At 36.9% G+C, this 21,932-nt stretch carries 38 protein-coding genes and 3 tRNA genes; 33 read left to right on the top strand and 8 right to left on the bottom strand.

The features are described 5' to 3' along the window. Positions 1 to 11 precede the first annotated feature (11 nt). The 31 genes from D1868_RS02210 (at position 12) to D1868_RS02360 (ending at position 16,532) form a co-directional block, all read left to right on the top strand. Entirely contained in the window at positions 12 to 1,046 is a 1,035-nt protein-coding gene (locus tag D1868_RS02210; RefSeq protein WP_156005147.1) for a 50S ribosomal protein L3, read from the top strand. 5 nt (positions 1,047 to 1,051) lie between these two features. Next, positions 1,052 to 1,855 (top strand): 50S ribosomal protein L4, encoded by an 804-nt coding sequence (gene rpl4p / locus D1868_RS02215; protein WP_156005148.1) that lies wholly within the window; start codon positions 1,052 to 1,054, stop codon positions 1,853 to 1,855. Further along, entirely contained in the window at positions 1,852 to 2,100 is a 249-nt protein-coding gene (locus D1868_RS02220) for a 50S ribosomal protein L23 (protein WP_156005149.1), read from the top strand. The genes rpl4p and D1868_RS02220 overlap by 4 nt, the downstream gene beginning before the upstream one ends. Before the next feature lie 10 nt (positions 2,101 to 2,110). Beyond that, positions 2,111 to 2,827, top strand: coding sequence for a 50S ribosomal protein L2 (locus D1868_RS02225; RefSeq protein WP_156005150.1), 717 nt, complete (start codon positions 2,111 to 2,113; stop codon positions 2,825 to 2,827). Between the two features lie 40 nt (positions 2,828 to 2,867). Then, positions 2,868 to 3,290 (top strand): 30S ribosomal protein S19, encoded by a 423-nt coding sequence (locus D1868_RS02230; RefSeq protein ID WP_156005151.1) that lies wholly within the window; start codon positions 2,868 to 2,870, stop codon positions 3,288 to 3,290. 3 nt (positions 3,291 to 3,293) lie between these two features. Beyond that, complete coding sequence (locus D1868_RS02235) at positions 3,294 to 3,767, top strand: 50S ribosomal protein L22 (protein ID WP_156005152.1); 474 nt, start codon at positions 3,294 to 3,296, stop codon at positions 3,765 to 3,767. 2 nt (positions 3,768 to 3,769) lie between these two features. Further along, entirely contained in the window at positions 3,770 to 4,441 is a 672-nt protein-coding gene (locus D1868_RS02240) for a 30S ribosomal protein S3 (protein ID WP_156005153.1), read from the top strand. Between the two features lie 2 nt (positions 4,442 to 4,443). Further along, positions 4,444 to 4,692: a 50S ribosomal protein L29 gene (gene rpmC, locus D1868_RS02245; protein WP_156005154.1), complete on the top strand. Its 249-nt coding sequence runs from the start codon at positions 4,444 to 4,446 to the stop codon at positions 4,690 to 4,692. After that, positions 4,692 to 4,922: a ribonuclease P protein subunit gene (locus D1868_RS02250; RefSeq protein WP_196770256.1), complete on the top strand. Its 231-nt coding sequence runs from the start codon at positions 4,692 to 4,694 to the stop codon at positions 4,920 to 4,922. The genes rpmC and D1868_RS02250 overlap by 1 nt, the downstream gene beginning before the upstream one ends. After that, positions 4,922 to 5,266, top strand: a complete 345-nt coding sequence (locus D1868_RS02255) for a 30S ribosomal protein S17 (protein WP_156005156.1) — start codon at positions 4,922 to 4,924, stop codon at positions 5,264 to 5,266. Before D1868_RS02250 ends, D1868_RS02255 begins: the two co-directional genes overlap by 1 nt. 5 nt (positions 5,267 to 5,271) lie before the next feature. Beyond that, entirely contained in the window at positions 5,272 to 5,688 is a 417-nt protein-coding gene (locus D1868_RS02260) for a 50S ribosomal protein L14 (protein WP_156005157.1), read from the top strand. A 1-nt stretch (position 5,689) separates the two neighbouring features. Continuing rightward, the gene (gene rplX, locus D1868_RS02265) at positions 5,690 to 6,097 is read left to right on the top strand and encodes a 50S ribosomal protein L24 (RefSeq protein ID WP_156005158.1); all 408 of its coding nucleotides are present in this window, start codon (positions 5,690 to 5,692) and stop codon (positions 6,095 to 6,097) included. Between the two features lies 1 nt (position 6,098). Further along, positions 6,099 to 6,830 (top strand): 30S ribosomal protein S4e, encoded by a 732-nt coding sequence (locus D1868_RS02270; RefSeq protein ID WP_156005159.1) that lies wholly within the window; start codon positions 6,099 to 6,101, stop codon positions 6,828 to 6,830. Further along, the gene (locus D1868_RS02275; protein WP_156005160.1) at positions 6,827 to 7,360 is read left to right on the top strand and encodes a 50S ribosomal protein L5; all 534 of its coding nucleotides are present in this window, start codon (positions 6,827 to 6,829) and stop codon (positions 7,358 to 7,360) included. Before D1868_RS02270 ends, D1868_RS02275 begins: the two co-directional genes overlap by 4 nt. Before the next feature lie 5 nt (positions 7,361 to 7,365). After that, entirely contained in the window at positions 7,366 to 7,530 is a 165-nt protein-coding gene (locus D1868_RS02280) for a 30S ribosomal protein S14 (protein WP_156005161.1), read from the top strand. A 5-nt stretch (positions 7,531 to 7,535) separates the two neighbouring features. Further along, positions 7,536 to 7,937, top strand: a complete 402-nt coding sequence (locus tag D1868_RS02285) for a 30S ribosomal protein S8 (RefSeq protein WP_156005162.1) — start codon at positions 7,536 to 7,538, stop codon at positions 7,935 to 7,937. 13 nt (positions 7,938 to 7,950) lie between these two features. Then, the gene (locus D1868_RS02290) at positions 7,951 to 8,505 is read left to right on the top strand and encodes a 50S ribosomal protein L6 (protein WP_156005163.1); all 555 of its coding nucleotides are present in this window, start codon (positions 7,951 to 7,953) and stop codon (positions 8,503 to 8,505) included. Continuing rightward, entirely contained in the window at positions 8,495 to 8,887 is a 393-nt protein-coding gene (locus D1868_RS02295) for a 50S ribosomal protein L32e (protein WP_156005164.1), read from the top strand. The genes D1868_RS02290 and D1868_RS02295 overlap by 11 nt, the downstream gene beginning before the upstream one ends. A gap of 5 nt (positions 8,888 to 8,892) precedes the next feature. Next, positions 8,893 to 9,348, top strand: coding sequence for a 50S ribosomal protein L19e (locus D1868_RS02300; protein WP_156005165.1), 456 nt, complete (start codon positions 8,893 to 8,895; stop codon positions 9,346 to 9,348). Then, on the top strand, positions 9,349 to 9,939 hold the full coding sequence (locus D1868_RS02305) for a 50S ribosomal protein L18 (RefSeq protein ID WP_156005166.1): 591 nt from the start codon (positions 9,349 to 9,351) through the stop codon (positions 9,937 to 9,939). After that, positions 9,939 to 10,583 (top strand): 30S ribosomal protein S5, encoded by a 645-nt coding sequence (locus D1868_RS02310; RefSeq protein WP_156005167.1) that lies wholly within the window; start codon positions 9,939 to 9,941, stop codon positions 10,581 to 10,583. The genes D1868_RS02305 and D1868_RS02310 overlap by 1 nt, the downstream gene beginning before the upstream one ends. After that, positions 10,580 to 11,053 (top strand): 50S ribosomal protein L30, encoded by a 474-nt coding sequence (locus D1868_RS02315; protein ID WP_156005168.1) that lies wholly within the window; start codon positions 10,580 to 10,582, stop codon positions 11,051 to 11,053. Before D1868_RS02310 ends, D1868_RS02315 begins: the two co-directional genes overlap by 4 nt. A 1-nt stretch (position 11,054) precedes the next feature. Then, entirely contained in the window at positions 11,055 to 11,489 is a 435-nt protein-coding gene (locus D1868_RS02320; RefSeq protein ID WP_156005169.1) for an uL15 family ribosomal protein, read from the top strand. A 16-nt stretch (positions 11,490 to 11,505) separates the two neighbouring features. Beyond that, the gene (gene secY, locus D1868_RS02325) at positions 11,506 to 12,897 is read left to right on the top strand and encodes a preprotein translocase subunit SecY (protein ID WP_156005170.1); all 1,392 of its coding nucleotides are present in this window, start codon (positions 11,506 to 11,508) and stop codon (positions 12,895 to 12,897) included. A gap of 3 nt (positions 12,898 to 12,900) precedes the next feature. Further along, positions 12,901 to 13,485 carry an adenylate kinase gene (locus D1868_RS02330; protein WP_156005171.1) on the top strand — a complete coding sequence of 195 codons (585 nt, stop codon included), beginning with the start codon at positions 12,901 to 12,903 and terminating at the stop codon, positions 13,483 to 13,485. A gap of 98 nt (positions 13,486 to 13,583) precedes the next feature. Then, positions 13,584 to 13,931 (top strand): hypothetical protein, encoded by a 348-nt coding sequence (locus D1868_RS02335; RefSeq protein ID WP_231112427.1) that lies wholly within the window; start codon positions 13,584 to 13,586, stop codon positions 13,929 to 13,931. Positions 13,932 to 13,954: 23 nt separating this feature from the next. Next, positions 13,955 to 14,215, top strand: a complete 261-nt coding sequence (locus tag D1868_RS02340; protein WP_156005173.1) for a 50S ribosomal protein L34e — start codon at positions 13,955 to 13,957, stop codon at positions 14,213 to 14,215. Beyond that, positions 14,215 to 14,763 (top strand): (d)CMP kinase, encoded by a 549-nt coding sequence (cmk, locus tag D1868_RS02345; RefSeq protein ID WP_156005174.1) that lies wholly within the window; start codon positions 14,215 to 14,217, stop codon positions 14,761 to 14,763. The genes D1868_RS02340 and cmk overlap by 1 nt, the downstream gene beginning before the upstream one ends. Before the next feature lie 26 nt (positions 14,764 to 14,789). After that, entirely contained in the window at positions 14,790 to 15,023 is a 234-nt protein-coding gene (gene cedA1, locus D1868_RS02350; protein ID WP_156005175.1) for a DNA import protein CedA1, read from the top strand. Between the two features lie 14 nt (positions 15,024 to 15,037). Further along, positions 15,038 to 15,814, top strand: a complete 777-nt coding sequence (cedA, locus tag D1868_RS02355; protein ID WP_156005176.1) for a DNA import protein CedA — start codon at positions 15,038 to 15,040, stop codon at positions 15,812 to 15,814. 289 nt (positions 15,815 to 16,103) lie between these two features. Next, a complete protein-coding gene (locus D1868_RS02360; protein WP_156005177.1) occupies positions 16,104 to 16,532 on the top strand; it encodes an archease in 429 nt (142 codons plus the stop codon). On the opposite strand, the gene D1868_RS02365 is transcribed toward D1868_RS02360, so the two are convergent. From D1868_RS02365 to D1868_RS02375, 3 genes are read right to left on the bottom strand one after another with little or no spacing between them, the layout of a single operon-like run. Further along, the gene (locus D1868_RS02365) at positions 16,509 to 17,093 is read right to left on the bottom strand and encodes an archemetzincin (protein ID WP_156005178.1); all 585 of its coding nucleotides are present in this window, start codon (positions 17,091 to 17,093) and stop codon (positions 16,509 to 16,511) included. The two genes, D1868_RS02360 and D1868_RS02365, sit on opposite strands and share 24 nt — an antisense overlap. Position 17,094: 1 nt before the next feature. Beyond that, on the bottom strand, positions 17,095 to 18,288 hold the full coding sequence (locus tag D1868_RS02370; protein ID WP_156005179.1) for a glycosyltransferase: 1,194 nt from the start codon (positions 18,286 to 18,288) through the stop codon (positions 17,095 to 17,097). After that, positions 18,285 to 18,944 carry a DUF5752 family protein gene (locus tag D1868_RS02375; RefSeq protein ID WP_156005180.1) on the bottom strand — a complete coding sequence of 220 codons (660 nt, stop codon included), beginning with the start codon at positions 18,942 to 18,944 and terminating at the stop codon, positions 18,285 to 18,287. Before D1868_RS02375 ends, D1868_RS02370 begins: the two co-directional genes overlap by 4 nt. Before the next feature lie 209 nt (positions 18,945 to 19,153). Here D1868_RS02375 and D1868_RS02380 point away from each other — a divergent pair. Together D1868_RS02380 and D1868_RS02385 are read left to right on the top strand one after the other, a co-directional pair. After that, a tRNA-Gly gene (locus tag D1868_RS02380) sits at positions 19,154 to 19,243 on the top strand. A 287-nt stretch (positions 19,244 to 19,530) separates the two neighbouring features. Further along, positions 19,531 to 19,620 (top strand) — tRNA-Phe (locus tag D1868_RS02385). A gap of 263 nt (positions 19,621 to 19,883) precedes the next feature. Here D1868_RS02385 and D1868_RS02390 read toward each other — a convergent pair. The 5 genes from D1868_RS02390 to D1868_RS02410 form a co-directional block, all read right to left on the bottom strand. After that, positions 19,884 to 19,979 (bottom strand) — tRNA-Ser (locus D1868_RS02390). Between the two features lie 38 nt (positions 19,980 to 20,017). Further along, the gene (locus tag D1868_RS02395; protein WP_196770257.1) at positions 20,018 to 20,590 is read right to left on the bottom strand and encodes a class I SAM-dependent methyltransferase; all 573 of its coding nucleotides are present in this window, start codon (positions 20,588 to 20,590) and stop codon (positions 20,018 to 20,020) included. Continuing rightward, complete coding sequence (locus D1868_RS02400) at positions 20,577 to 21,320, bottom strand: RNA-guided pseudouridylation complex pseudouridine synthase subunit Cbf5 (RefSeq protein ID WP_231112428.1); 744 nt, start codon at positions 21,318 to 21,320, stop codon at positions 20,577 to 20,579. The genes D1868_RS02395 and D1868_RS02400 overlap by 14 nt, the downstream gene beginning before the upstream one ends. A gap of 43 nt (positions 21,321 to 21,363) precedes the next feature. Further along, positions 21,364 to 21,615 carry a tRNA pseudouridine synthase A gene (locus D1868_RS02405; protein ID WP_156005181.1) on the bottom strand — a complete coding sequence of 84 codons (252 nt, stop codon included), beginning with the start codon at positions 21,613 to 21,615 and terminating at the stop codon, positions 21,364 to 21,366. Between the two features lies 1 nt (position 21,616). Next, positions 21,617 to 21,907, bottom strand: coding sequence for a 50S ribosomal protein L14e (locus D1868_RS02410; protein ID WP_156005182.1), 291 nt, complete (start codon positions 21,905 to 21,907; stop codon positions 21,617 to 21,619). Positions 21,908 to 21,932 lie beyond the last annotated feature (25 nt).

The following is a 21,932-nucleotide window of genomic DNA, read 5'->3' on the forward strand; positions in this document are numbered from 1 at the left end:
AGGGAAATTTAATGGGTCATCGTAAGTTATCCTCGCCAAGACGTGGATCAGCAGCTTTGCGTCCCAGAAAGAGGTCTAGAGAGTTCCTTCCAACTCCTAAAAGCTGGCCTGTAATTCAATCTAATGAGCCCAAGCTACTCGGCTTTATCGGTTACAAAGCTGGAATGACTCATATTTTCATGATCGATGATAAACAAACTTCTCCAAATTACGGAAAGGAAATATACGTTCCAGTTACTGTATTAGAAACACCGCCAATCATACCAGTTGCCTTGAGAGCTTACTACATTAACTCAAAAGGAGAGCCAGCAGTTCTAACAGAATATTGGGGTGATATTAATGATAAACTAATGAAGGTATTGAGCGAGAGAAAGATAACTAATCTGAAATTAGATAAGGAAAAGATGAAGGCTAAACTTGACGAAATAACAAATAATCTAGACAAGATAATAGCCCTACGAGTTTTAACTGTAACACAGCCTTATCTGGTTACCTCTTTAGGGAAGAAAAAACCCGATATAGCTGAGATACAAATAGGTGGAGGTAGTAGTATAAAACAGCAACTCGAGTATGCCCTATCAATATTAGGTAAGGAAGTACCGGTGAAAAATGTGTTCAAGGAAGGGCAGTTGATCGACATTAACGGAGTGACAAAAGGAAAAGGATTCCAAGGAGTAATAAAGAGGTATAGTGTTGTTGAGTTACCAAGATGGCATAAGCACAGGAAAGGGAGCAGAAAAATAGGTGCTAGAGGTCCTTCAATACCCACTCCAAGTTATACTCCCCAACCTGGTCAGATGGGCTTCCACAGAAGAACCGAGTATAATAAGAGGATACTTAAGATAGGAGAAGATCCCAGAGAGATAAATCCAGCAGGAGGATTTGTTAATTACGGTCTAGTGAGGAACACGTACTTAGTGATCGAAGGATCTACTATAGGCAGTAAGAAGAGGCCATTATTCTTGAGATATCCTATAAGACCTTCCTGGACTCCTCAGTCAACTCCTAAAATAACATATGTAAATCTGGCCAGCCAACAAGGGTGAAGAATATGTATTTAGAACTCGTATCTAAAAAGATTCAAATCCTAGATCTTCAAGGTAATAAAATAGGGGAGTTAGAATTACCATATTTCTTTAGTTACCCGGTTAGAAAAGATCTAATAAGGAGAGTATTTATCTCTGAATTTACGAAATCCCTTCAGCCCAAAGGAAGAGATCCTATGGCAGGAAAGAGGACAAGTGCATTAAGCTTTGGGATAAACCTAGGATTAGCAAGGGTTCCTAGAGTTAAGCAGAGCGGAGAAGCAGCACTAGCTCCGAACACCGTGGGTGGAAGATTAACATTTCCTCCTACCGTAGAAAAGAGAATAGTCGAGGAAGTTAATGAAAAGGAGAAAAGATTAGCAGTGATAAGTGCACTTGCAGCGACCACATTACCAGAGTTGGTAAAAGCTAGAGGTCATAGGTTTTCAGCACAAGAACTCCCCATAGTTGTAAGTGATGATTTAGAGAAGGTAGATAAAGCTAAAGTATTAGTTAATGAGATATTCCCCAAACTTGGCGTTTATGAAGATATTGAAAGAGTTAAAGATAGAGTAAGAATAAGAGCGGGCAAAGGAAAAATGAGAGGTAGGAGATATAAAAGGGCTAAGGGTCCCCTTATAATTGTTTCAGACATTAAGGCTCCTATTGTAAAAGCTGGCTCAAACATAGAGGGAGTAGATATAGTTGCGGCAAATTTAGTAAGTGTTATTCATTTAGCTCCGGGCGGTCATCCCGGTAGGTTAACAATATATACGAAGTCATCTATCGATATCTTGTCTAAAAGATTACAAGGGAGAGTGGTTTCATGATAGTTAAAGAGTTTTTAGCTACAGAAAAAGCTATTAGGCTACTTGAGTCTCAGAATACCCTGACAGTTATAGTTGATAAAAATGCTACAAAACCTCAAATCAAGAAAGAGATAGAAAACATGTTTAATGTAAAAGTAGAAAAAGTAAACACACTCATTACACCGCTTGGAGAGAAAAAAGCATATGTTAAGCTCAAGAAAGAGTTTAATGCGAGTGAAATAGCCCACAAATTAGGTATATTGTAAGGTGATGTAAATGGGTAAGAAGTTACTCCAACAAAGAGCAGGACGCGGAGGAATTAATTTCAGAAGCCCCAGTTGGAGGAGAGTAGGTCCTGCAAGGTATCCCAATGTTACTGGGGATCATAAAGGCAAGGTAACAGACATACTGCATAATCCGGGAGTAAATGCACCGGTTGCACAGATTAAGTTAGATACTGGAGAGACGTTCTTCATTCCTGCTGTTCAAGGACTTACAGTAGGTCAAATAATTCAGATAGGAAGTAATGCTCCAGTTAGTAACGGTAATATAGTTGAAGTAGGCAATTTACCAGAGGGAACAGTAGTTTGTAATGTAGAGAAGACCAGAGGGGATGGTGGTAAATTCGCCAGAGCTGCTGGTACTTACGCAACTATAATAGGAAGAAGCGGCGACAAGGTCTTAATAAAGCTTACCTCAGAAAAAATAGTTCAGGTAAGTGCGTCTGCAAGAGCGACTATTGGTGTAATAGCCGGGGGAGGAATTACAGAGAAACCGTTATTAAAAGCTGGGAATAATTATTGGAAATATAAAGTTAAGGCTACTAAATGGCCACATGTAAGGGGTGTAGCTATGAATGCTGTATCACACCCACATGGTGGTGGATTACATCAGAGCGTAAGCAGGCCATCAACTGTTTCAAGGAATGCACCTCCAGGCAGGAAAGTTGGCCACATAGCAGCTAGAAGGACTGGAAGGCGTGAGGGAGCATGATTTTTTATTTAACTTTTAAATATGAATTCGGGGTGATTACGTGTCAATAGAATATCCATCAGAGTGGAAAAAGTTCAAATATAGGGGTAAGACGTTAGACGAACTTGTAAATATGCCTATGGATGAATTTATAAAGCTCTTACCTGCAAGGCAAAGAAGGTCTCTAGTTAGAGGATTTTCTGATAGGCAAAGAAGACTTCTAGAAAAAATAAGAAAATATTTGAGAGAAGGAAAATATAATAAGGTGATTAAAACTCACGTGAGAGATATGATAATATTACCTGAAATGGTGGGTTTGAAGTTTGCAGTTTATAATGGTAAGGAGTTCGTTGAGTTTCAAGTAACGCCTGAGATGATAGGTCATTACTTGGGTGAGTTCTCAATAACTACGAAGAAGGTAGAACACGGCGAACCTGGGTTAAAGGCGACTAGATCAAGCCTATTCCTGGCTATGAAGGGATGAAATATGGCTTCATGGACTTATCCTCAACTATCCATATCCGAAGATAGGATTGCTAAAGCTGTGATAAAGAACGTGGACGCTTCAATACGTGATTTATATAATGTTTGTAAAGCCGTGAGAGGTATGAAATTAAATGAAGCTAAAGCTTTCCTAGAGAGAGTACTAAGGCAAGAAGAGGCATTACCTTTTTGGAGATATTCTCACGGTGCATCCCACAAGTCGAATATATCAGAGAAATGGAAAGTTAAGAGCGGTCGATACCCCAGAAAAGCAATAAAGTACGTACTTAAAGTCTTACAAAATGCTGAAAATAATGCATCCGTAAAAGGACTAGATATTGATAATGTAAGGATAGTTCACATAGCCGCTCATAAAGGAGTAACTATAAAGAGGTTTATGCCTAGAGCCTTTGGCAGAGCAACACGTAAGTATAAATACACTTCTCATATTGAAGTAGTTTTGGCTGAGGTGGAGTAAATATGGTTTTGGTAAAGAAGTATTTCCTACAAAAGTCTATGATTAAGGTTAAGGTAGACGAATATTTAGCTAAGCAGTTCTACAATGCAGAATATGCTGGCGTAGATATAATAAAAACTCCTATTGGGACTAGAGTTGTTATATATGCGGGGAGGCCTGCTTTCATTATAGGGAAGCAGGGTAAGACAATTAAGCAGTTAGCACAGATTTTGGAAAAACTGTTTGGGTTAGAAAATCCACAAATAACCGTAACAACAGTTGAGAATCCAGAACTTAACGCTAGAGTTATGGCATTTAGATTAGCAATAGCTCTAGAAAAAGGATATCATTTCAGGAGAGCTGCGTTCATAACGATTAGGAGAATTATGAAAGCTGGTGCTTATGGTGCAGAAGTTGTAGTGAGCGGAAAGTTAACATCCGAGAGAGCGAAATATGAAAAGCTTAAAGAAGGAATTGTGTATAAGAGCGGACAGCAGTTAGAAAGGATTATAGATAGGGCAATAGCGATCGCGATGCTAAAACCAGGCGTATATGGTGTTGAAGTTATAATTACAAAGCCTATGAAGAGTGTGGATAAGATAGAACTGAGAGAAAAACCAAAGGGAGGAGAAGAAGGAGGAACTGTTACAGTTACAAATGTGAGTTTTATTGATGAAAACAAAGGAGGTAGCTAAAGATGCCTCTAAATCCAAAGGAACTTAGAGAAAAAAATGTGAAAGAGTTACTCGATCAATTAAAAGAGTTGCAGTCGCAGATGTTAAGGCTGAGGGCTGAGGCAAGATTAGGGACTTTAAAGAATACGGCTGCCATTAGGAATACAAGAAAAGATATCGCAAGAATATTGACTGTTTTGGCTGAGAAAAAGAAAGGGAAAACCAAACAAACTGCTTCCCAGCCTTCTTCAAAACAGGAGGCTAAACAATAGTGGATTTGATTGGCGCAAAAGTTACTATTTTATCCTATCCTGATTCTTCTCTACTAAGTAAAACTGGAGTTATAATAGATGAAACATATAAGACTTTAGTTGTAGGCTTCGATAAAAGGAAAGTCAGGCTCTTAAAAGAAAATGGAATTTACGCGATAAATTTTAAAGGTAGATTTTTTGTGGTATCTGGGATCAAGTTAGTTGGTAAACCTGAGAAAAGGTGGATGTGATGGGTAAAAAAGGTCAGCTGGTTAAAAGCGTGGGCATAGAGGGTGTAGAAGTTCCTTCAAAAGTTTGTGATGATCAAAACTGTCCTTACCATGGGAGTTTAAGAGTAAGAGGGTTAATACTGGATGGTATTTTAATAAAGTTTAGAGCCATGAGGGCAGGAGTAGTTGAAAGAGAGTATTTATATTACAATACGAAATACAAGAGATACGAAAGACGTAGGAGTAGGATTCACGTTCATATACCTCCTTGCCTGGATGTAAAGGAAGGGGATAAAGTTATAATCGGGGAATCTAGACCAATAGCTAAGTCAGTATCATTTGTGGTTTTAGGAAAGTCTAGGTGAGATCCATGCCTGAGAAGTTAAACGTTTTAGGAAGTAGGAAAGGCTTCACCCCCGCACTTCAACATTACAGCAGAGTAATTGTTGCAGATAATAGTGGCGCAAAAGAAGCTATGATAATTGGAGTTTATGGATATAGAGGAGTGTTAAGGAGGGTTCCTTTTGCTAACATAGCTGATCTAGTAATGGTAAGTGTTAAGAAAGGGACTCCAGAAGTAAGGAAACAGAAGTTCAAGGCAGTCATAGTAAGACAGAGAATGCCCTTTAGAAGACCAGATGGGACATGGATATCTTTTGAAGATAATGCCGTAGTGATAGTGAACCCTGATGGAACTCCTAAAGGTACGGAAATTAGAGGGCCTATTGCTAGAGAAGCTGCTGAAAGATGGCCTAAAGTAGCAAGTATAGCTACCATGGTGATTTAAAATGGTTTCATCTAAGCCGGTTAAGCAAAGACGATTAATAAGGGAGCCACCTAAGCATCTAAGACATAAGTTACTAACAGCCAGACTTTCAGAGGATTTAGAGAAACAATATGGAATTAAAAGATTGTCGGTAAGAAAGGGTGATACCGTGAAAGTTATGAGGGGAGAACACATAGGATATGAGGGTAAAGTTATTGACGTAAATACTAAGACAGGACGAATTGCAATAGAAGGTTTAACTAGGAAGAAAGCAGACGGAACACCTGTTTTCATTTGGGTTCATGCCTCTAAAGTCATGATAACTAAGCTAGATATCAGTGACAAAGAGAGAGTAGCTGCTATCGATAGAAAAAGAAAAGCTAGAGAGGAGTATCTAAAGAGAAAAGAGGATAAAAAGGAGGGAAGTTGAAATGGTACACATTACACGTTTTGAAGCTCCTTGGTTCCTAAAGGCACCTAAAAAAGAGTATAAATGGATAATTAGGGCTTCAGCTGGCCCTCATAAGCTATCTGAAAGTATACCTTTAACTATTCTGTTAAAATACTATCTAAAAATAGCGGAGACGACGAGGGAGGCAAAAAGGGTAATTTTTGATGGTAAAGTACTTGTAGACGGTAGAGTTAGAAGGGATTATAAATATCCAGTAGGTCTGATGGACGTAGTTGAAATACCATCGGCTGATATAAGAGTAAGGCTTGTTCCGAATAATATAAGGTTCCTAGATATAGTAACCATTAGTAAAGAAGACGCTAGATATAAATTTGTCAGAATTTTGAATAAGACTACTCAAAAAGGTGGAGACATTCAGCTAAATCTCGAAGATGGTAGGAATGTGTTGATATCTAAAGATAAATTAAAAGACTATAATTTATCTACTCTTGATACATTAAAAATTGAGATACCTTCGCAAAATATTATCAGGAGTTATTCGATAAAGGAAGGAAACTATGCCATAATAACGGGAGGTAAAAACGTCGGTATAGTAGGTAAAATAAAGAGTATACAGTGGGCTAAATATAAAAGAAGAGTATATAGTATAGTAACTCTCGAATCTAATAATGCAACTTATCAGACTAATCTTATAAATGTGATGGCCTTAGGAGAAAACGAGTTAGATCCAAATGTAGGGGTGAAGTTATGACTGAGCAGGTTGTTCAGAAAAACTGTATGAGAAAGATTATTCTTGATAAAGTAACGGTGAATATAGGATTAGGGGAGTCAGGGGAAAGATTACAGAAAGCTTATCAATTACTACAGGATTTAACTGGAGCTAAGCCTGTATATACTAAAGCTAGAAAATCAATAAGAGAATTTGGTGTAAGAAAAGGAGCACCAATAGGAGTTAAGGTGACTCTAAGGGGAGAAAAGGCTGTAGAATTTCTTAAGAAAGCATTAGCTGCTGTTAACTACAGAATTAAGGCATCAAGTTTTGACGATTATGGAAATGTAGGTTTTGGAATTGCTGAGCACGTTTTAATACCAGGTACTAGGTATGATCCTGAGGTTGGTATATTTGGTATGGATGTCGTCATAACTTTGATAAGACCTGGCTATAGGGTTATGAGGAGGAGAAGAAAGTATACAAGGATACCTAAGAGGCATAGGGTAACTAAAGAAGAGGCAATGGAATTCCTTAAGCAAAACTTTAATGTGACAATAATAGAAGGGTGAGGGATATGGGTAAGTATAGACCTCCGGCCGAGAGAAAGCATGGTAGAGGAGTTCAATTTTGCCAAAGATGTGGTAGTAGAGACTCTGTAATTCAAAAATACGGAATATACTTGTGCAGGCAATGCTTTAGGGAAGTCGCGTATAATATGGGGTTTAAGAAAACGAGGTGACAGTTATGCCTTCCTTAAATCCTCTCGCAAATGCGTTAACTACACTTTATAATAATGAAGTGAGGAGAAAGAAGCAGGCAATAATCATCCCTGCATCAAAGCTAATAATAAATGTGCTCAGAGTGCTCCAAAAAGAGGGTTACATTGGTGAGTTCGAATATATTGATGATGGTAGAGCAGGTAAGATAACAGTGCAGTTACTGGGTAGAATAAATAAGTGTGGTCCTATTACGCCTAGATACCCCCTCACCTATAAAGACTTGTTAACTCTCCAAGACTATGTTAGAAAATACTTACCATCTAAAGAGATAGGAATACTAATAATATCGACTTCGAAAGGAGTGATGTCTCATAAGGAAGCTTTAAAAGAAAGGATAGGTGGAGTCGCTCTTGGGTATGTATATTGAATAGGGTGGTAGGATGAAGGCAGTGTATTTATATGAGGAGATCCAGATTCCTGAAAAAGTAACAGCAAGATTAGAAGGCACTACTTTGGTAATAAAAGGTCCTAAGGGAGAGATCAAAAAAGATTTCGGTTATGCAAAAGGGATTTTAATAAGGCAAGAGGGCAATAAGATAATTTTAGAGACTACATTTGCGGATAGGAGAAAGAAGTCCTTATTCTACTCGATTAAAGCGCATATGGAAAATATGATAACGGGTGTTACTAACGGCTATAGGTATTACTTAAAGATAATATATACTCACTTTCCAATGACGGTAAAGGTGGTTGGAGACGAGGTTCAAATAACTAATTTAATAGGTGAGAAAAACGTAAGAAGGGCTAAAATTCTACCTGGTGTTAAAGTAACTGTAAAAGGAGAGGATATTGAAGTAGAAGGTATTGATGTTTATAATGTCTCCCAGACTGCTGCTAACATTGAAAGGGCAGCAAAGATAACAGGATACGATAGAAGAGTGTTCTCAGATGGTATTTTCATGTATAAGAAAGAGGTGATTGGCAATGAGAAGTAAAGAACTTTATAAAATTAAGGAAGAAATAGAAAAAATAAGAAGTTCTAAACCAGATTTCTACAGATACGATTGGGATAAGTATTATAGAATAGGGAGACAAGAGACATGGAGGAGGCCAAAGGGAATAGATAACGCAATGAGATTAGAGTTAAAGGGGTATGCTCCTAAAGTAAAAATTGGCTACGGTAGTCCTAAAGAGATCAGAGGTCTACATCCCTCAGGGCTTATTCCCGTAGTAGTTAGTTCCGTTACTGACTTAGAAAAAGTAAAGGATAAGAAGGATAAGGTTATCGTTATTTTAAGTAGCAGGTTAGGGTTAAAGAAAAGGTTAGAGTTATTAAAGAGGGCTGATGAATTAGGTATTCGTGTGTCCAATAGGTGATAAATATGCCAGAATTGGCCTTACAGAGGAGGTTAGCTGCACAAATAAAGAAAGTTGGAGAGAACAACGTCAAATTTAATCCAGAGTATCTTGATGAAATAGCTGAAGCCTTAACGAGAAAAGATGTAAAAAAGCTGATAAAAGATGGTAAGATAATAGTAGAGGAACGTAAGGGCATTAGTAATGGTAGACTCAAAGAGAGAAAAGAGAAAAAGAGAAAAAGAGGAGAAAGGCGTAAGGAAGGTAGTAGAAAAGGTAAAGCTGGTGCTAGGAGAGGAAAGAAAGAATTATGGATTTCCAAAATAAGAAAGATACGAAAATACCTCAAGTGGTTGAGGGATAATAATATAATCGATAAAAAGGCTTATAGGTTAGCTTATAAGAGAGCAAAGGGGAATGCGTTTAAGAGCTTGAATGATGTTAAAACGTTCCTAAATCAGTTAGGTTATAAGGTGGAATAGATGGCTCACGGTTCAAATTATAAGGTTAAGTATAGAAGGAGAAGAGAAGGTAAAACTAATTATTATAAGAGATATGTATACGTCATCAACAACGCGATAAGGTTTGTACCTAGAATAACTAACGAGTATGTAATAATTGATGTTACTAAATTCGATCCTAAGGGGGACGTAATGTTAGCTGTAGCTCACTCGATAGAACTAGTGAAGAAGTACGGATGGAAGGGAGATACTAACAATACGCCTGCAGCTTATCTTACGGGCTATTTAGCAGGGTTAAGGGCTCTTAAAGCTGGAGTTAAGAATGCGGTTGCTGATATAGGCTTATTTGTACCGACAAAAGGAGGAAGAATCTTCGCAGCAATAAAAGGTGCGATAGACGCAGGTTTACAAATTCCGGTAGGAGATTTAGGAGATATTGAAGAAAGAGTAAAAGGTGTACATATATCCGAATATGCTAAGAAGTTACAATCCGAGAACCCGGAGCTTTATAAGAAACTATTCTCAAGATATATGGCTAGAGGCTTAGATCCTCAAAATCTTCCTCAACATTTTGAGGAAGTCCTAAAGAAGATAAAGGAGGCGGGTTCATAATGGCAGAAGAAGTTCCAGTTTTAAATCCAGAGGAGTGGAAACCTAGGACTAAGATAGGGCAGATGGTTAAAGAAGGGAAGATAACTTCAATGAAAGAATTATTCGAAAAGAATTATCCAATAGTGGAGCCAGAAATAGTAGACGTTTTACTACCTAAATTAAAATATGAAGTTTTGGACATAAAGATAGTACAAAAGCAAACTGATGCCGGAGAAATATCGAAGTACAAGGTACTTATAGTAATGGGTAATATGGATGGTTACGTAAGCTACGGCACTGGAAAAGCTAAACAACTGAGAGTCGCAATCCAAAAGGCTGTAAGAAATGCGAAACTTAATATTATCCCAGTAAGGAGAGGATGCGGTAGTTGGGAGTGTACGTGTGGTGAATCTCATAGCCTTCCCTTCAAAGTTTATGGTAAAGCAGGTAGTGTGGAAGTGTTCCTATTACCTGCACCGAAAGGAACAGGCTTAGTTGTAGGCCCTGCTCTGAAGACATTATTAACTTATGCAGGAATAAGGGACGTTTGGTCGCGTACTAGAGGTTCAACGTTTACAACGGAGAACTTTATTAAAGCTGGTTATAATGCTTTATACAATACTTACAAGTTTGTAACTCCAACTGATTGGGGGAGAAAGAAATGACTGAGCTTGTTGGTATCATAAGAATAAGGGGTTGGGCTGCAACACCGTGGTACATTCAAGACACTCTAGAGATGTTAAGGCTAAAACAAAGGTTTAGCGCAATGATCTATCCGAAGAGCTCAGCGTTGGAGGGGATGTTGAAATTGACTGCCCCCTATGTAACTTGGGGAGAGCTAAATGATGAAGGTCTGAACTTATTGCTAACAAGGCTGAAGACTATTGACGGGAAAAAGGTAAATGAAGAGTTTGTGACTAAGGTTATGAAGTTAAGCGGATACACAGAGTTTGTTAAGAAGGTAAAAGAGGGCGAACTGAAATTAAATAAGCTGGATAATTATTTTAAGCTTCCAATCACTTTACATCCTCCTAAAGGAGGATTTAAGGGAAAGGTTAATAGACCATATGGTTCAAAGGGAGAGTTTGGGTATAGAGGAGAAAAAATTAATGAATTGATTAAGAGGATGGTGTAAGATGGTAGTAAGAAAAGAAAAGAAAAGTAGGAAGTATAGGGGATACAGAACACATGGATGGGGAACAAAAGGGCAGCATAGGGATAGAGGTGCGGAAGGTGGAAGAACTGTAGGAATGCATAAGGAGAAGTGGTCTTGGTTAGTTAAGTATGGAGAAGGCTGGTATGGTAAGCACGGATTTAGGAATCCTACGTCTAAAGTTATTAATTCAATTAACTTAAGAAAACTTCAAACTTTAATAGACAATGGGACAATTATACTCACGGAGGAAAATGGTAAGCAAGTAATAGATTTAGAGAAATATGGATATGAGAAGTTACTTGCTGGTGGTAGTTTAACTTCTAAGGTTGTAATAAAAGTTAAACATGCTACGGAAAAAGCTGTCGAAAAGGTCAAACAATTAGGAGGAGAAATTATATTAACCTCAAAGGAGTAAGGCTTTTTAGATTACAATGGGTTTTGTTGACTTCTTAGAAAAATTAGGGGAATACTTACCAGCTGTAACTAAACCTAAGCAAAAGCCTTCTTTGAGCCAAAAGTTAATGTGGTCATTTATCGCTCTTATTGTATATCTAGTAATGTCATCAATCCCCTTGTATGGTGTCTCATCTACAAATTCTTTTTTAAGTAACTTTTTAGCTGAACAAATAATCTTTGCATCTTCTCAAGGCACTTTAGCCCAATTGGGAATAGGTCCTATAATTACGTCAGGACTTATAATGCAAATTCTTGTTGGTTCTAAACTTATAGAGATGGATTTAGCAAATGAGGAAGACCAGATCAAGTTTACTGAAGCTGAAAAGGGATTAGCTTTCATATTCATTATCGTGGAGTCAGCTCTTTTCGGATATGTATTTACAAAAGCCACTAGTAGCCTACTTTTAGCTGCGATAGTGACTGCCCAATTAATAGTAGCGACATACATAATTTTGCTCTTAGATGAAATGATCCAGAAAGGTTGGGGCTTAGGATCAGGGATAAGCTTGTTCATTCTCGCTGGTGTAACAAAAATAATGTTCTGGGATATGTTTGGAATAGCTAATGTTCAAAACCAAGATTTGCCAGTTGGATTTTTCCCAACTTTAGTATCGTATATTGTATCTGGAAAGAATTTGCTTAACTTAATTGTGAACACTAGCACAAAAACGCCATTTCAGCCGGACTTAGTAGGGTTAATATCAACTATTGCATTAATTTTGTTAATAATTTATTTAACTAATATTAATGTACAAATTCCGGTTACTAGTCCTAGACTTAGGGGTATAAGAAGTACCATTCCTTTAAACTTCTTGTATGTAAGTAGCATTCCAGTTATATTTGTAAGCGTTCTGGGTGCTGATTTTGAATTATTTGCCTCAATAGCTTCTGGAGTATCTTCTGCTGCTGGAACAATACTAGGGGATATAGCTAATGCTTTCTTCTTCCCTCCTTCAAATATACCTCACAGCGTATACGCTTTAGTTCTAGATCCGGTAGGTGCGGTAATATATGCTGCTGTATTTATAGTCCTATCGATAGTTTTCGGAATATTATGGATTGATGTTGCTGGGCTAGATCCAGCTACACAAGCTCAACAAATGGTGGAAGCTGGAGTAGAAATACCGGGTATGAGGAATAATCCGAAAGTTATTGAATCTATCTTAGCTAAATATATTTACCCCTTAGGGTTCTACAGCTCACTTATTGTCGGTGTAATAGCTGTGTTAGCAACATTTCTAGGTGTATATGGAACTGGAGTAGGATTGTTATTAGCTGTTACTATAGCGGTTCAATACTATAATTTATTAGCCTATGAGAGGACACTAGAGATGTACCCGTTATTAAAGAGAATTATTGGTGAGTGAGAGTTGAAAATAGGTATAGTAACTGGTATTCCGGGTGTAGGTAAAACTACTGTTCTACAAAAAGTCAAGGAAATTTTAGATAAAGAAGGTATAAATAACAAGATAATCAACTATGGTGACTTCATGTTAAAGACTGCAATAAGCCTTGGTTATGTAAATAATAGGGATGAGATGAGAAAACTTCCAGTAGAGAAGCAGAGGCAACTTCAAATTGATGCAGCTAAAGGCATTGCTAAAGAGGCAAAAGAAGGAGGAGACGGTATGCTATTCATTGACACACATGCTGTCATTAAAACTCCTTCGGGTTATCTACCTGGTCTACCGAAATACGTAATTGAAGAGATAAATCCCTATATTATATTCCTACTTGAAGCGGAACCTAGGTTAATACTTGAAAGACAGAAAAGGGATACGACGAGAAGCAGGACAGACTATAGCGATGAGAAAGTAATTATTGAGACTATAAACTTTGCTAGATACGCTGCTATGGCCTCTGCTGTACTGGTGGGAGCTACTGTGAAGGTAGTTATTAACGCTGAAGGGGATCCGAGCATAGCAGCAAATGAAATAATAAGGTCGATGAAGTGAACTGCTAGATGTTTTATACAATTTTAGAAATATTTTTTATATCTTTTTTATTTAACTTTATTCTATATCTATGGTATAGGTTTTATTTAAATCCAAAAATGACTGAAACAATATTGTTAATAAGAAAGTACGAAGATAGAATATCCTCTATCACCTCTAACAAAAGGAGAAACAAAGTAATGAGAGCTATATCCTCTGAAGTTCAGACTTATACTAACAAGTTGAGAAATTATATGTTCTTCCAGTCATTAACAGTCATAATGGTTTATATGGTAGGTTTAGTTATAGTTCTAAACTATATATACCCTTCCTATGTGTATTTTCCATACTCTACTATAGTCACTCCCCCAATCAACGGTAAGCCCGAGATAAATAACTTGTTCGTTTATATTCTGTCATTCTTGTTGTTTACGCCCTTGTCATTAAGGAGACCAAAGCTTTTATAAACTTAGGATAAATTCATTTAAACATGCCTTCTCCTCAGCAAAGGTCAAGGTCGTTGAGAAAGGTTCAGGTTAGAACACCTTCTGGAAGAACGGTAACTCATTATGAGGATAAGAAAAATTCACAAGCCTTGTGTGCAATATGTAAAAAGCCTTTAAGAGGCGTAAAAACCAATAAGATTCATAAGTACAGTAAAACTGAAAAGAGGCCTGAGAGACCTTTTGGAGGTTATTTATGTCATAATTGTTTAGAAAGATTAATAAAACTAGCAGTAAGAGGGTTTTGATGTTAATAATAATAAGTGGCCCTCCAGGTAGTGGTAAGTCGTCTGTAGCTAAGATTTTGGCTAGTTCTTTAAAGATAGAATATGTTTCGGCAGGAATGATTTTCAGAAAGATGGCAGAAGAGAAAAAGTTATCACTAATCGAACTGAATAAAATGGCTGAAAAAGACTTTAACATTGATAAGGCTATAGATATGGAATTATTTAACATAATAAGAACAAGCAAAAACTTAGTAGTAGAATCCCATATTGCAGGATGGCTATTTCATAATTACTCGGATTTAACAGTGTATTTAACAGCATCCCTACATACTAGGGCTCAGAGAGTAGCCAAAAGAGATAACATATCAGAAGCCGAAGCATTGGATCAAATAATAAAAAGGGAAGAAAGTCATAGAGACCGTTTTTTACGATATTATGGTATAGATATGTTGGATCTCTCTGTTTTTGATTTAGTAATAAATACTGAAAATATTACACCTTCATCTATAGTTAACGTAATAGTTGAGTATCTAAAAGGAAAACAAATTCAGTTATCTCCCTCACGTTAAAATAAAATGATATTTTCGACTGAGAAATGACGTTAGAATCTTTTATAACAAATTTAACTGGAACAGTCACTGAAATAGGCTGGAGTATCTTCATATTAGCGTGGGCTGTTGGGTGGGCCCTCAGAGGTTCACCAATACCTATATTTAGGATAAAAAGAGGAGGACAAGATATTCTTGAGGATGCTATAATAGCCGCCTTCTTCTTAGCAATAGGGAGTACTGTGTTCTATCTAATATCATATGTGGCATCGCAGGTGTGAGGCAGGTGTGAGAAATGTACAATATATTTAACATACTTTATTATGCACAGCTTCTTGCCACTTTAACCTATTTTTTAGGTTCCTTAATTTACGGCCTTCCTATTCCTATATATGGAGTGAAAAAATGGGCTCCTAGACTTATAACGGATGCTATTTACGTGATAGTATGGAATAGCATTTACTTAGCAGTCCTTTCTTTCTTAACTCAATTATTAGACATGTTAGGGGTTAGTTGGTCTAATTATGTGATATGGTTAAACCAAGTATTGAATTTTGAGGAAGTATTATATGCTATTTTGAAGATATTAATAGCAACTCTAAATATTACCGAGGCAGGTATGGTTTTGACAATCCCTTTAGGCCAGCTTATGTCTATTCTACTTACAATTATCACTTACACTGAAAGTTTAATTTCGATATCAAATTTGATATATCAATATGTAGGGGTTCTAATAGCTTTAGGAATACTGTTCTTAGCAATTCCATTCAGGATAGGACGAGGTGCAGGTGGTGCCATGATAGGAACTTCTATAGTATTTTACGTAGGTTTACCTTATTTACCCCAGTTCCTTGATAACTTAGGGCTTAACCCCTTAAACTATTCTGTACCTCCATCAAGCCAAAACGATATGTACTCATACTTTTACCAGCAGGTATTGCCTCATCTAATTACTTCGCTGATTCTAGGCCCTTCAATTTATATATTTCTACTACTGGCTTTTAGTGCGGGTTTATCTAATCTAATATCTGGATATGGTAGTAGATTACCTTTACCTATAGACTTATACTGAGGTGTAAGAAGTGAAATCATACGAATTAGTTAGTATATTATTAATCATAGATTCTATGATATTTTATATAAATAATCAAAAAAATATTTATATAATGTTCTTTGGAATACTGTTATCACTTGCTATTTTATTTTCTCTGAGTTTTATTTACCGCCGCTTTGTGAAGTAGTAGTTCCCTTTTTACCCTCTTTCTTGACCTCTTTATTCATAAAAATTGTAGTTCTTTGCCTACCTCCCATTTAATATCAGTTAAAGTTAAAGTTTTGCTTCCTTTTAATTTCTTGGGTTTATGTCAATCGGTAAAAAATACGAATTTTTTGACCATACTGCAGACATAGGGATTAAGGCTTATGGAAGGGATCTAAATGAGGCCTTTGAAAATGCTGCTCTAGCTGTGTTTGAAGTAATGACAGACACTTCTAAGGTAGAACCTAAGGAAAGTAGAGAAATAGAGATTAACGGAATGGATCTTGAAAATTTACTTTATAGATGGATAGAGAGTTTATTAGTTTATTATGATTCCGAACTACTTCTTTTTGGAAAATTTAAGGTAAAAATAGATCTCGAGAACTTAAGACTTAATGCAATAGCGTGGGGGGAGAAGTTTAACCCCGATAAACACGAAAGGAGAACAGTTGTAAAAGCCATGACCTATCACGAAATGAGTATAGTAAAGACCAATAATGGTTATGAACTAACCTTTGTTGTTGATATTTAATAACAAAGCTGTACATTTGGGACAAAAAACATAATCTTTTTTGTCTATATCCTCAACCGAATTTACCTCATTCATAACACAGCCTGGAGTTGAACAATCATTTAGTCCTAAAGTATGTCCTATTTCATGTACTATCTCTTTTTTAACTCTGGATACAAACTTATCTATACTTCCTTTTTCATCCTCGTATTTATAAGAGAAAACAATACCTATCTTTTCTTTGTGAAGTCCTATAACGTACTTCTCGTTATTTATGTATACATTTAAATGACCAATAGCTATAATTGAGTCATAAGGAAAATCTGAGAATCTTTCGGATAAATAATTTACAATTTTTTCAGCATCATACTGTAGTCTGTCCCAGTTAAACATAAGCATGTTAAGGTGCACAACTTCATTGAGATAATGAACTTCGAAGCCCAATTTCCTCAAGTGACATATAACCTCTTTAAGTATTAAGTGATCAAATGTAGTGAGCTTTACCAACAATACCCTATACATTATTACCTCTTCTCCTAAATGATCTAAAGATAATAAGAAATTAATTAGTACTAAAATCAAGTTAAGCCCCTAAAGCAAGAGTAGCTACCATTAAATAATCCCTGAGCTCCCTAGTTATGAGGAAGTTTCTCCTTACGTGTTCTCTTCCAGCTTTTCCAAACTTCTCTCTTATATCCTTTTGTCTTATTAGATATAGTGCGTAATGTGCTGCTTCCTCCGGAGTATTTACAAGATATCCGTTCACGCCATGAATTATTTGTAAGGGTATACCTCCGGTATTACCACCTATTACAGCCTTTTTCTTCCATAGTGCTTCGCTAACAGTCAGACCAAACCCTTCCCTAATGGACTTCTGCATGACTACAGTTGATCCCCTTTGGAATGCATTAATCTCTAGATCGCTATTAGGAGGTAACATTAGAAGCTTAATGTCTTTATCATCTCCAGCGGCTTGAACAGTCTCTCTATACACAATCTCTCCTTCAGGATCATCTGATGCTGGACTACCTACATAAGCTAGCTGTACATCTGCATGCTTCTTAACTAATTTATAAGTCCTTATAACACCTAACGGGTCTTTTGCTCTATCAAATCTTGATACTTGACTTATAATAGGTCTACCTGGATCTAAGTCGAACTTATACAAGATTCTCTTAACTGTAATCTCTGGAATATCTCTATTCTTTATACTCAAGGGATCTATAGATGGAGGAATTATAAACTGGGGATTCTTTAAGTCGTCCCTCGCAAATACAGCTGAAGATATTATTACTGAATCATATTTCTGTATGTATTCACGTAAGAAGTTCCATACTGGTTGATATGGGTTTGATATATCAATATGACATCTCCATATCCATTTGCCTTTCTTTCTGAAGGTTATTAGCCCGGCTGGTTGCGGGTCGTGAATAAACACTACATCATAATCTAAATCAAGTTCGTTTCCGTTTATTTCTTGCCATTTTCTATAAATCTCAAATGAACCTTGTGGCAACTCTCCTAATCCGTTTTGTAAGGAGTTATGAAAGGACTTAGTGACTTTGAAAAACTCAGGATCCCCTCTTATAATCTTCCAATCCGTGTTGATTCCTAGCTCTCTCATCAAGGGAACTAGCTTACTTAGAATCTCTGCTACTCCTCCTCCAGCTGGAGTAGAATTAACGTGAAGAATTGATAAACCTTTTAGTTTTTCGGCTATCTTAAAAATACTATCCAATTCATTTTCTCCTATAATCTCTGAGAATCTCTCTATCATTTTGACAACAACTCCTGCTCAAATATTTTTAGAAGATCTTCCCTTAACATCTCCTCATCAGTATATGTTTGTGGGTCGAGTGAACTAAGCTTCTTTGATAGTTCAGTCAATCCATAATTATCTTCTATCCATTTTGAGAAATCATTCTTATCTTCGTATCCAATAATACGCCTAAAGATAAAGTGATAGGCAATAGACCTAATACTTATTGAAGCGATTATGTCAATGAACTCAGCTAAGCTCTTTGCTACTCTCCCTGTATTGTACACTACCGGTTTACAAGTTATGAAATAAAATGGTTTATTAGCTGTTTTCGAGATCCTCGCCTCGGATAAAATTTTTATTAAATCTTCCCTTACGTTTTCAACAGTCCTTGGCTCTTTTCCTTCTATATCAGATATTTTTTGAGCTAAAAGTCTATCACCTAGTTCATCTCTTATCCATGTTGCAAAATCGTTACTCATATCTTCTGGTACTACATGGCTCGAAAACAGAGGGTGAAATACGTGATAAAAGATTGAAAACCCGTCAACCTTCTTTATACCCTCTATTAGTTCGTCAATAGTTGCAGCCTTAAAGCCTGCATAAATCGGCGGATAGTAGGCTGCATAAAATTCAAACGGTTTATTTGCAGGTTTTTCAAGTATCTCATACATTCCAAATCGAAATATATTTGTTTTATATTATACAAAAACATTATCCCAGCTTATTATACCAAGCAGGAAAAATCAGAATTTTTATAAGGGACTAGGAGGGAAAACAGTGCTTATGAAAGAGAAATCAGCATTTCCAGCGTTGGCTCACGGATCACACGACCCTCTTTTCATCATCAACTTTAAAATCCAGCTCCTATATAATTAAAATTGCGGCCGTCGTCTAGTCTGGATTAGGACGCTGGCCTTCCAATGAGCTAGAGGAAAGCCAGTAATCCCGGGTTCAAATCCCGGCGGCCGCACTTAATTATAATATATCATTAATACAACTCTTTTCACATCATACATATAGTATAGAATTTGGTGCATGAGAGATTTATTAGACCTTTTCTTACTTATTCGAAGCACTAACTAAAGTATTGTATTCATTATGTAATACCTAAATTTGTTAAAAATAGTATTTGTAGGGACCTCTGGAGACTCTGTATCATCGTAACCCCAAACTTGGGGAACTCAACAGAGTGTCGCCCGGTCCCAACAGAAACATTAACCATTAAACCTATAAATTCATTCTTCATAAAATAATAATGCCGCCGTAGCTCAGCCCGGGAGAGCGCCCGGCTGAAGGCCAGATCACGCAGAGACCGGGTTGTCCGGGGTTCAAGTCCCCGCGGCGGCATTACTTGGATATGGATTATTCGTGAATGTACTACGTAACTTACTTAGAAAATTTCATGCGAATATTTAGAGCTTCAACAAATTAAAACTTCTATCCTTATAGTTTAATTATAAGGTCTTAATATATAAAGGAAAATAATTATTTATATTATAAAAAACTAGAAGTATTCTTGAAAGTAGTTCGAAGTGCTATTTGTTCTTATTCTATCTAATAGGTAAATGACAGCCTTTGTTAGCAAGTGCTACCTCTTAAGGAGATAATAACGCCGGGGGCGGGATTCGAACCCGCGCACGGTGACCCGTACTGGCTATCCTAGTAAGCTCTCAAGGCCAGCCCCTTAACCGCTCGGGCACCCCGGCATTCATCATATTTTATTTTATTCCTTTAATACTTAACTTCAGTCTTTCCTTATAACTATAATCGAGTATCCCTTAATCCTCTTATAAACCTCAACGTTTTTGAATTTCTGTCTAAATAAATTAATCACGTTTTCTTCACCCTTGTATACTACGAGCTGTATTAGTCCACCTTCGGAAACTCTGTCGTAGCTAGTACTTGCTAGTCTCTCTATGAATGCTTTTCCAGCCTTTAAGGGTGGGTTAGAGTAAATTGCATTAAATTTAATCTCTGGTGGTATGTTTTCAAATATATCACTTTGGATAACGTGGACTCTGTTTTCAAGCCCGTATCTACTAACGTTTTTTCTGGAATAATAGACAGCTTTCTTATCAACATCAAGCATGTAAACCTTAAGACTAGGGTTTTTTAATGCCAAATAAATTCCTATTGGACCGTAACCACAACCTACATCGGCAACTACCCCGCTCTCGGGTATTATTAGGTTCTCTAGCATTACCTTAGTACCTAAGTCTAGTTTATCCTTAGAGAATAGACCATAAGAACTCTCTAAAGACAAGGGTATACCGTTAACTACATCGTTTACAAAAATTATTTCTTTAATCTTTTTCATTCTTTTTCCATCCCTTCGGATAAACGTCTCTTTCCATTAAGACTCTCTTAGGTTTTACTACAATTCCTTTCTTCACGTTTTGTAGTTCGTTACTGTTTATGTTACTTTCCCCAATTGCTACAATTTCTCCTTTTAGTGTCATTATGGCCACATTTTCACCTTTCTTAAAGTTCTGAAATGCCACTACACCCGGTGCATTTAATGTAGCACCATAAGTAATGGCATTAACCGCGTCATCATCGATTACTACTTTTGGGATTCCACACACTGCAAATTCCATGGGGAGCAAAATTCTTCTTAGGTCACTCTCATCTTTGCAGTGTTTATACATGTAAAGTGCCTCTGAGATCTCGTGGAGAGTAACTAAGTTTGAGTCCTCGGTGAATATTCCTGATCTCGTTCTTCTTAGTTCTCTCATATGAGCTCCACAACCAAGTAATATCCCGATATCATGACATATTTTTCTCATATAAGTACCAGGCTCAGAGGCTATTTTCATGAGTACCAATCTTCCTTCAGTCTCAAGGATGTCTATACTATATACTCTTCTTTTTCTTGTCCTTCTTTTCACTGAAGATCTCACTGGAGGCCTCTGATATATTTCACCAATGAATTGGTTAACTATCTCTTTTAGCTCATCCATTTTATAATCGCAGTGCACTTGCATAATGCAGACATATTCCTTACCAGCTTTACTAATAAGGCTCATCAGTTTTGTTGCATTTTCCATTCCTATTGGCAATACTCCCGTTACTTTGGGGTCTCCCCGCACGTTAAACGTGCTCTAGGGTCCCCCCATGGCCTACTTTGTTCAAGTTGAACATTTTCTTAACCCAATATGCAACTTCATGGCTTGTAGGACCCGCTGGCTTATCTAAGTTTATTATTGCGTTTCTAAGCAGGACCTCTATAGGTCTTTTATCGGGATAGAAGCCGTATTTATCATCTGTTTGGGCTTCTCGAAGTATATTCCAACTATTACTGTAATTACAAAAATAATCTATCTTTTCTAAAAATTTATACATATTAAATCACAGATATCCTAGGTTTTATTGTTTCCTTCATATAATCCGTGAGACCGGCTTCTTGTATTGCTCTCTTTACGTCTTCATCACTTGCCCCTTTGTTTATGTTTATCTTTTTGTCTGTTGGCTCTATGTGTAATATATTAACTCTTCTCCTCTTTACTCCATTTACATCTTTAGGTCCGGTTACTAGTACGTAATTCTCGTCAATTATATCAACTATTACACATTTCTTACCGGCTTCCCTTCCTCTGGTCTTAACACAAATCCTGCCTACCTCTATTATCGACATGAGGATTACCTATGAATCAAAAAAT

Source organism: Stygiolobus azoricus (genome assembly GCF_009729035.1).
Classification (GTDB): domain Archaea; phylum Thermoproteota; class Thermoprotei_A; order Sulfolobales; family Sulfolobaceae; genus Stygiolobus; species Stygiolobus azoricus.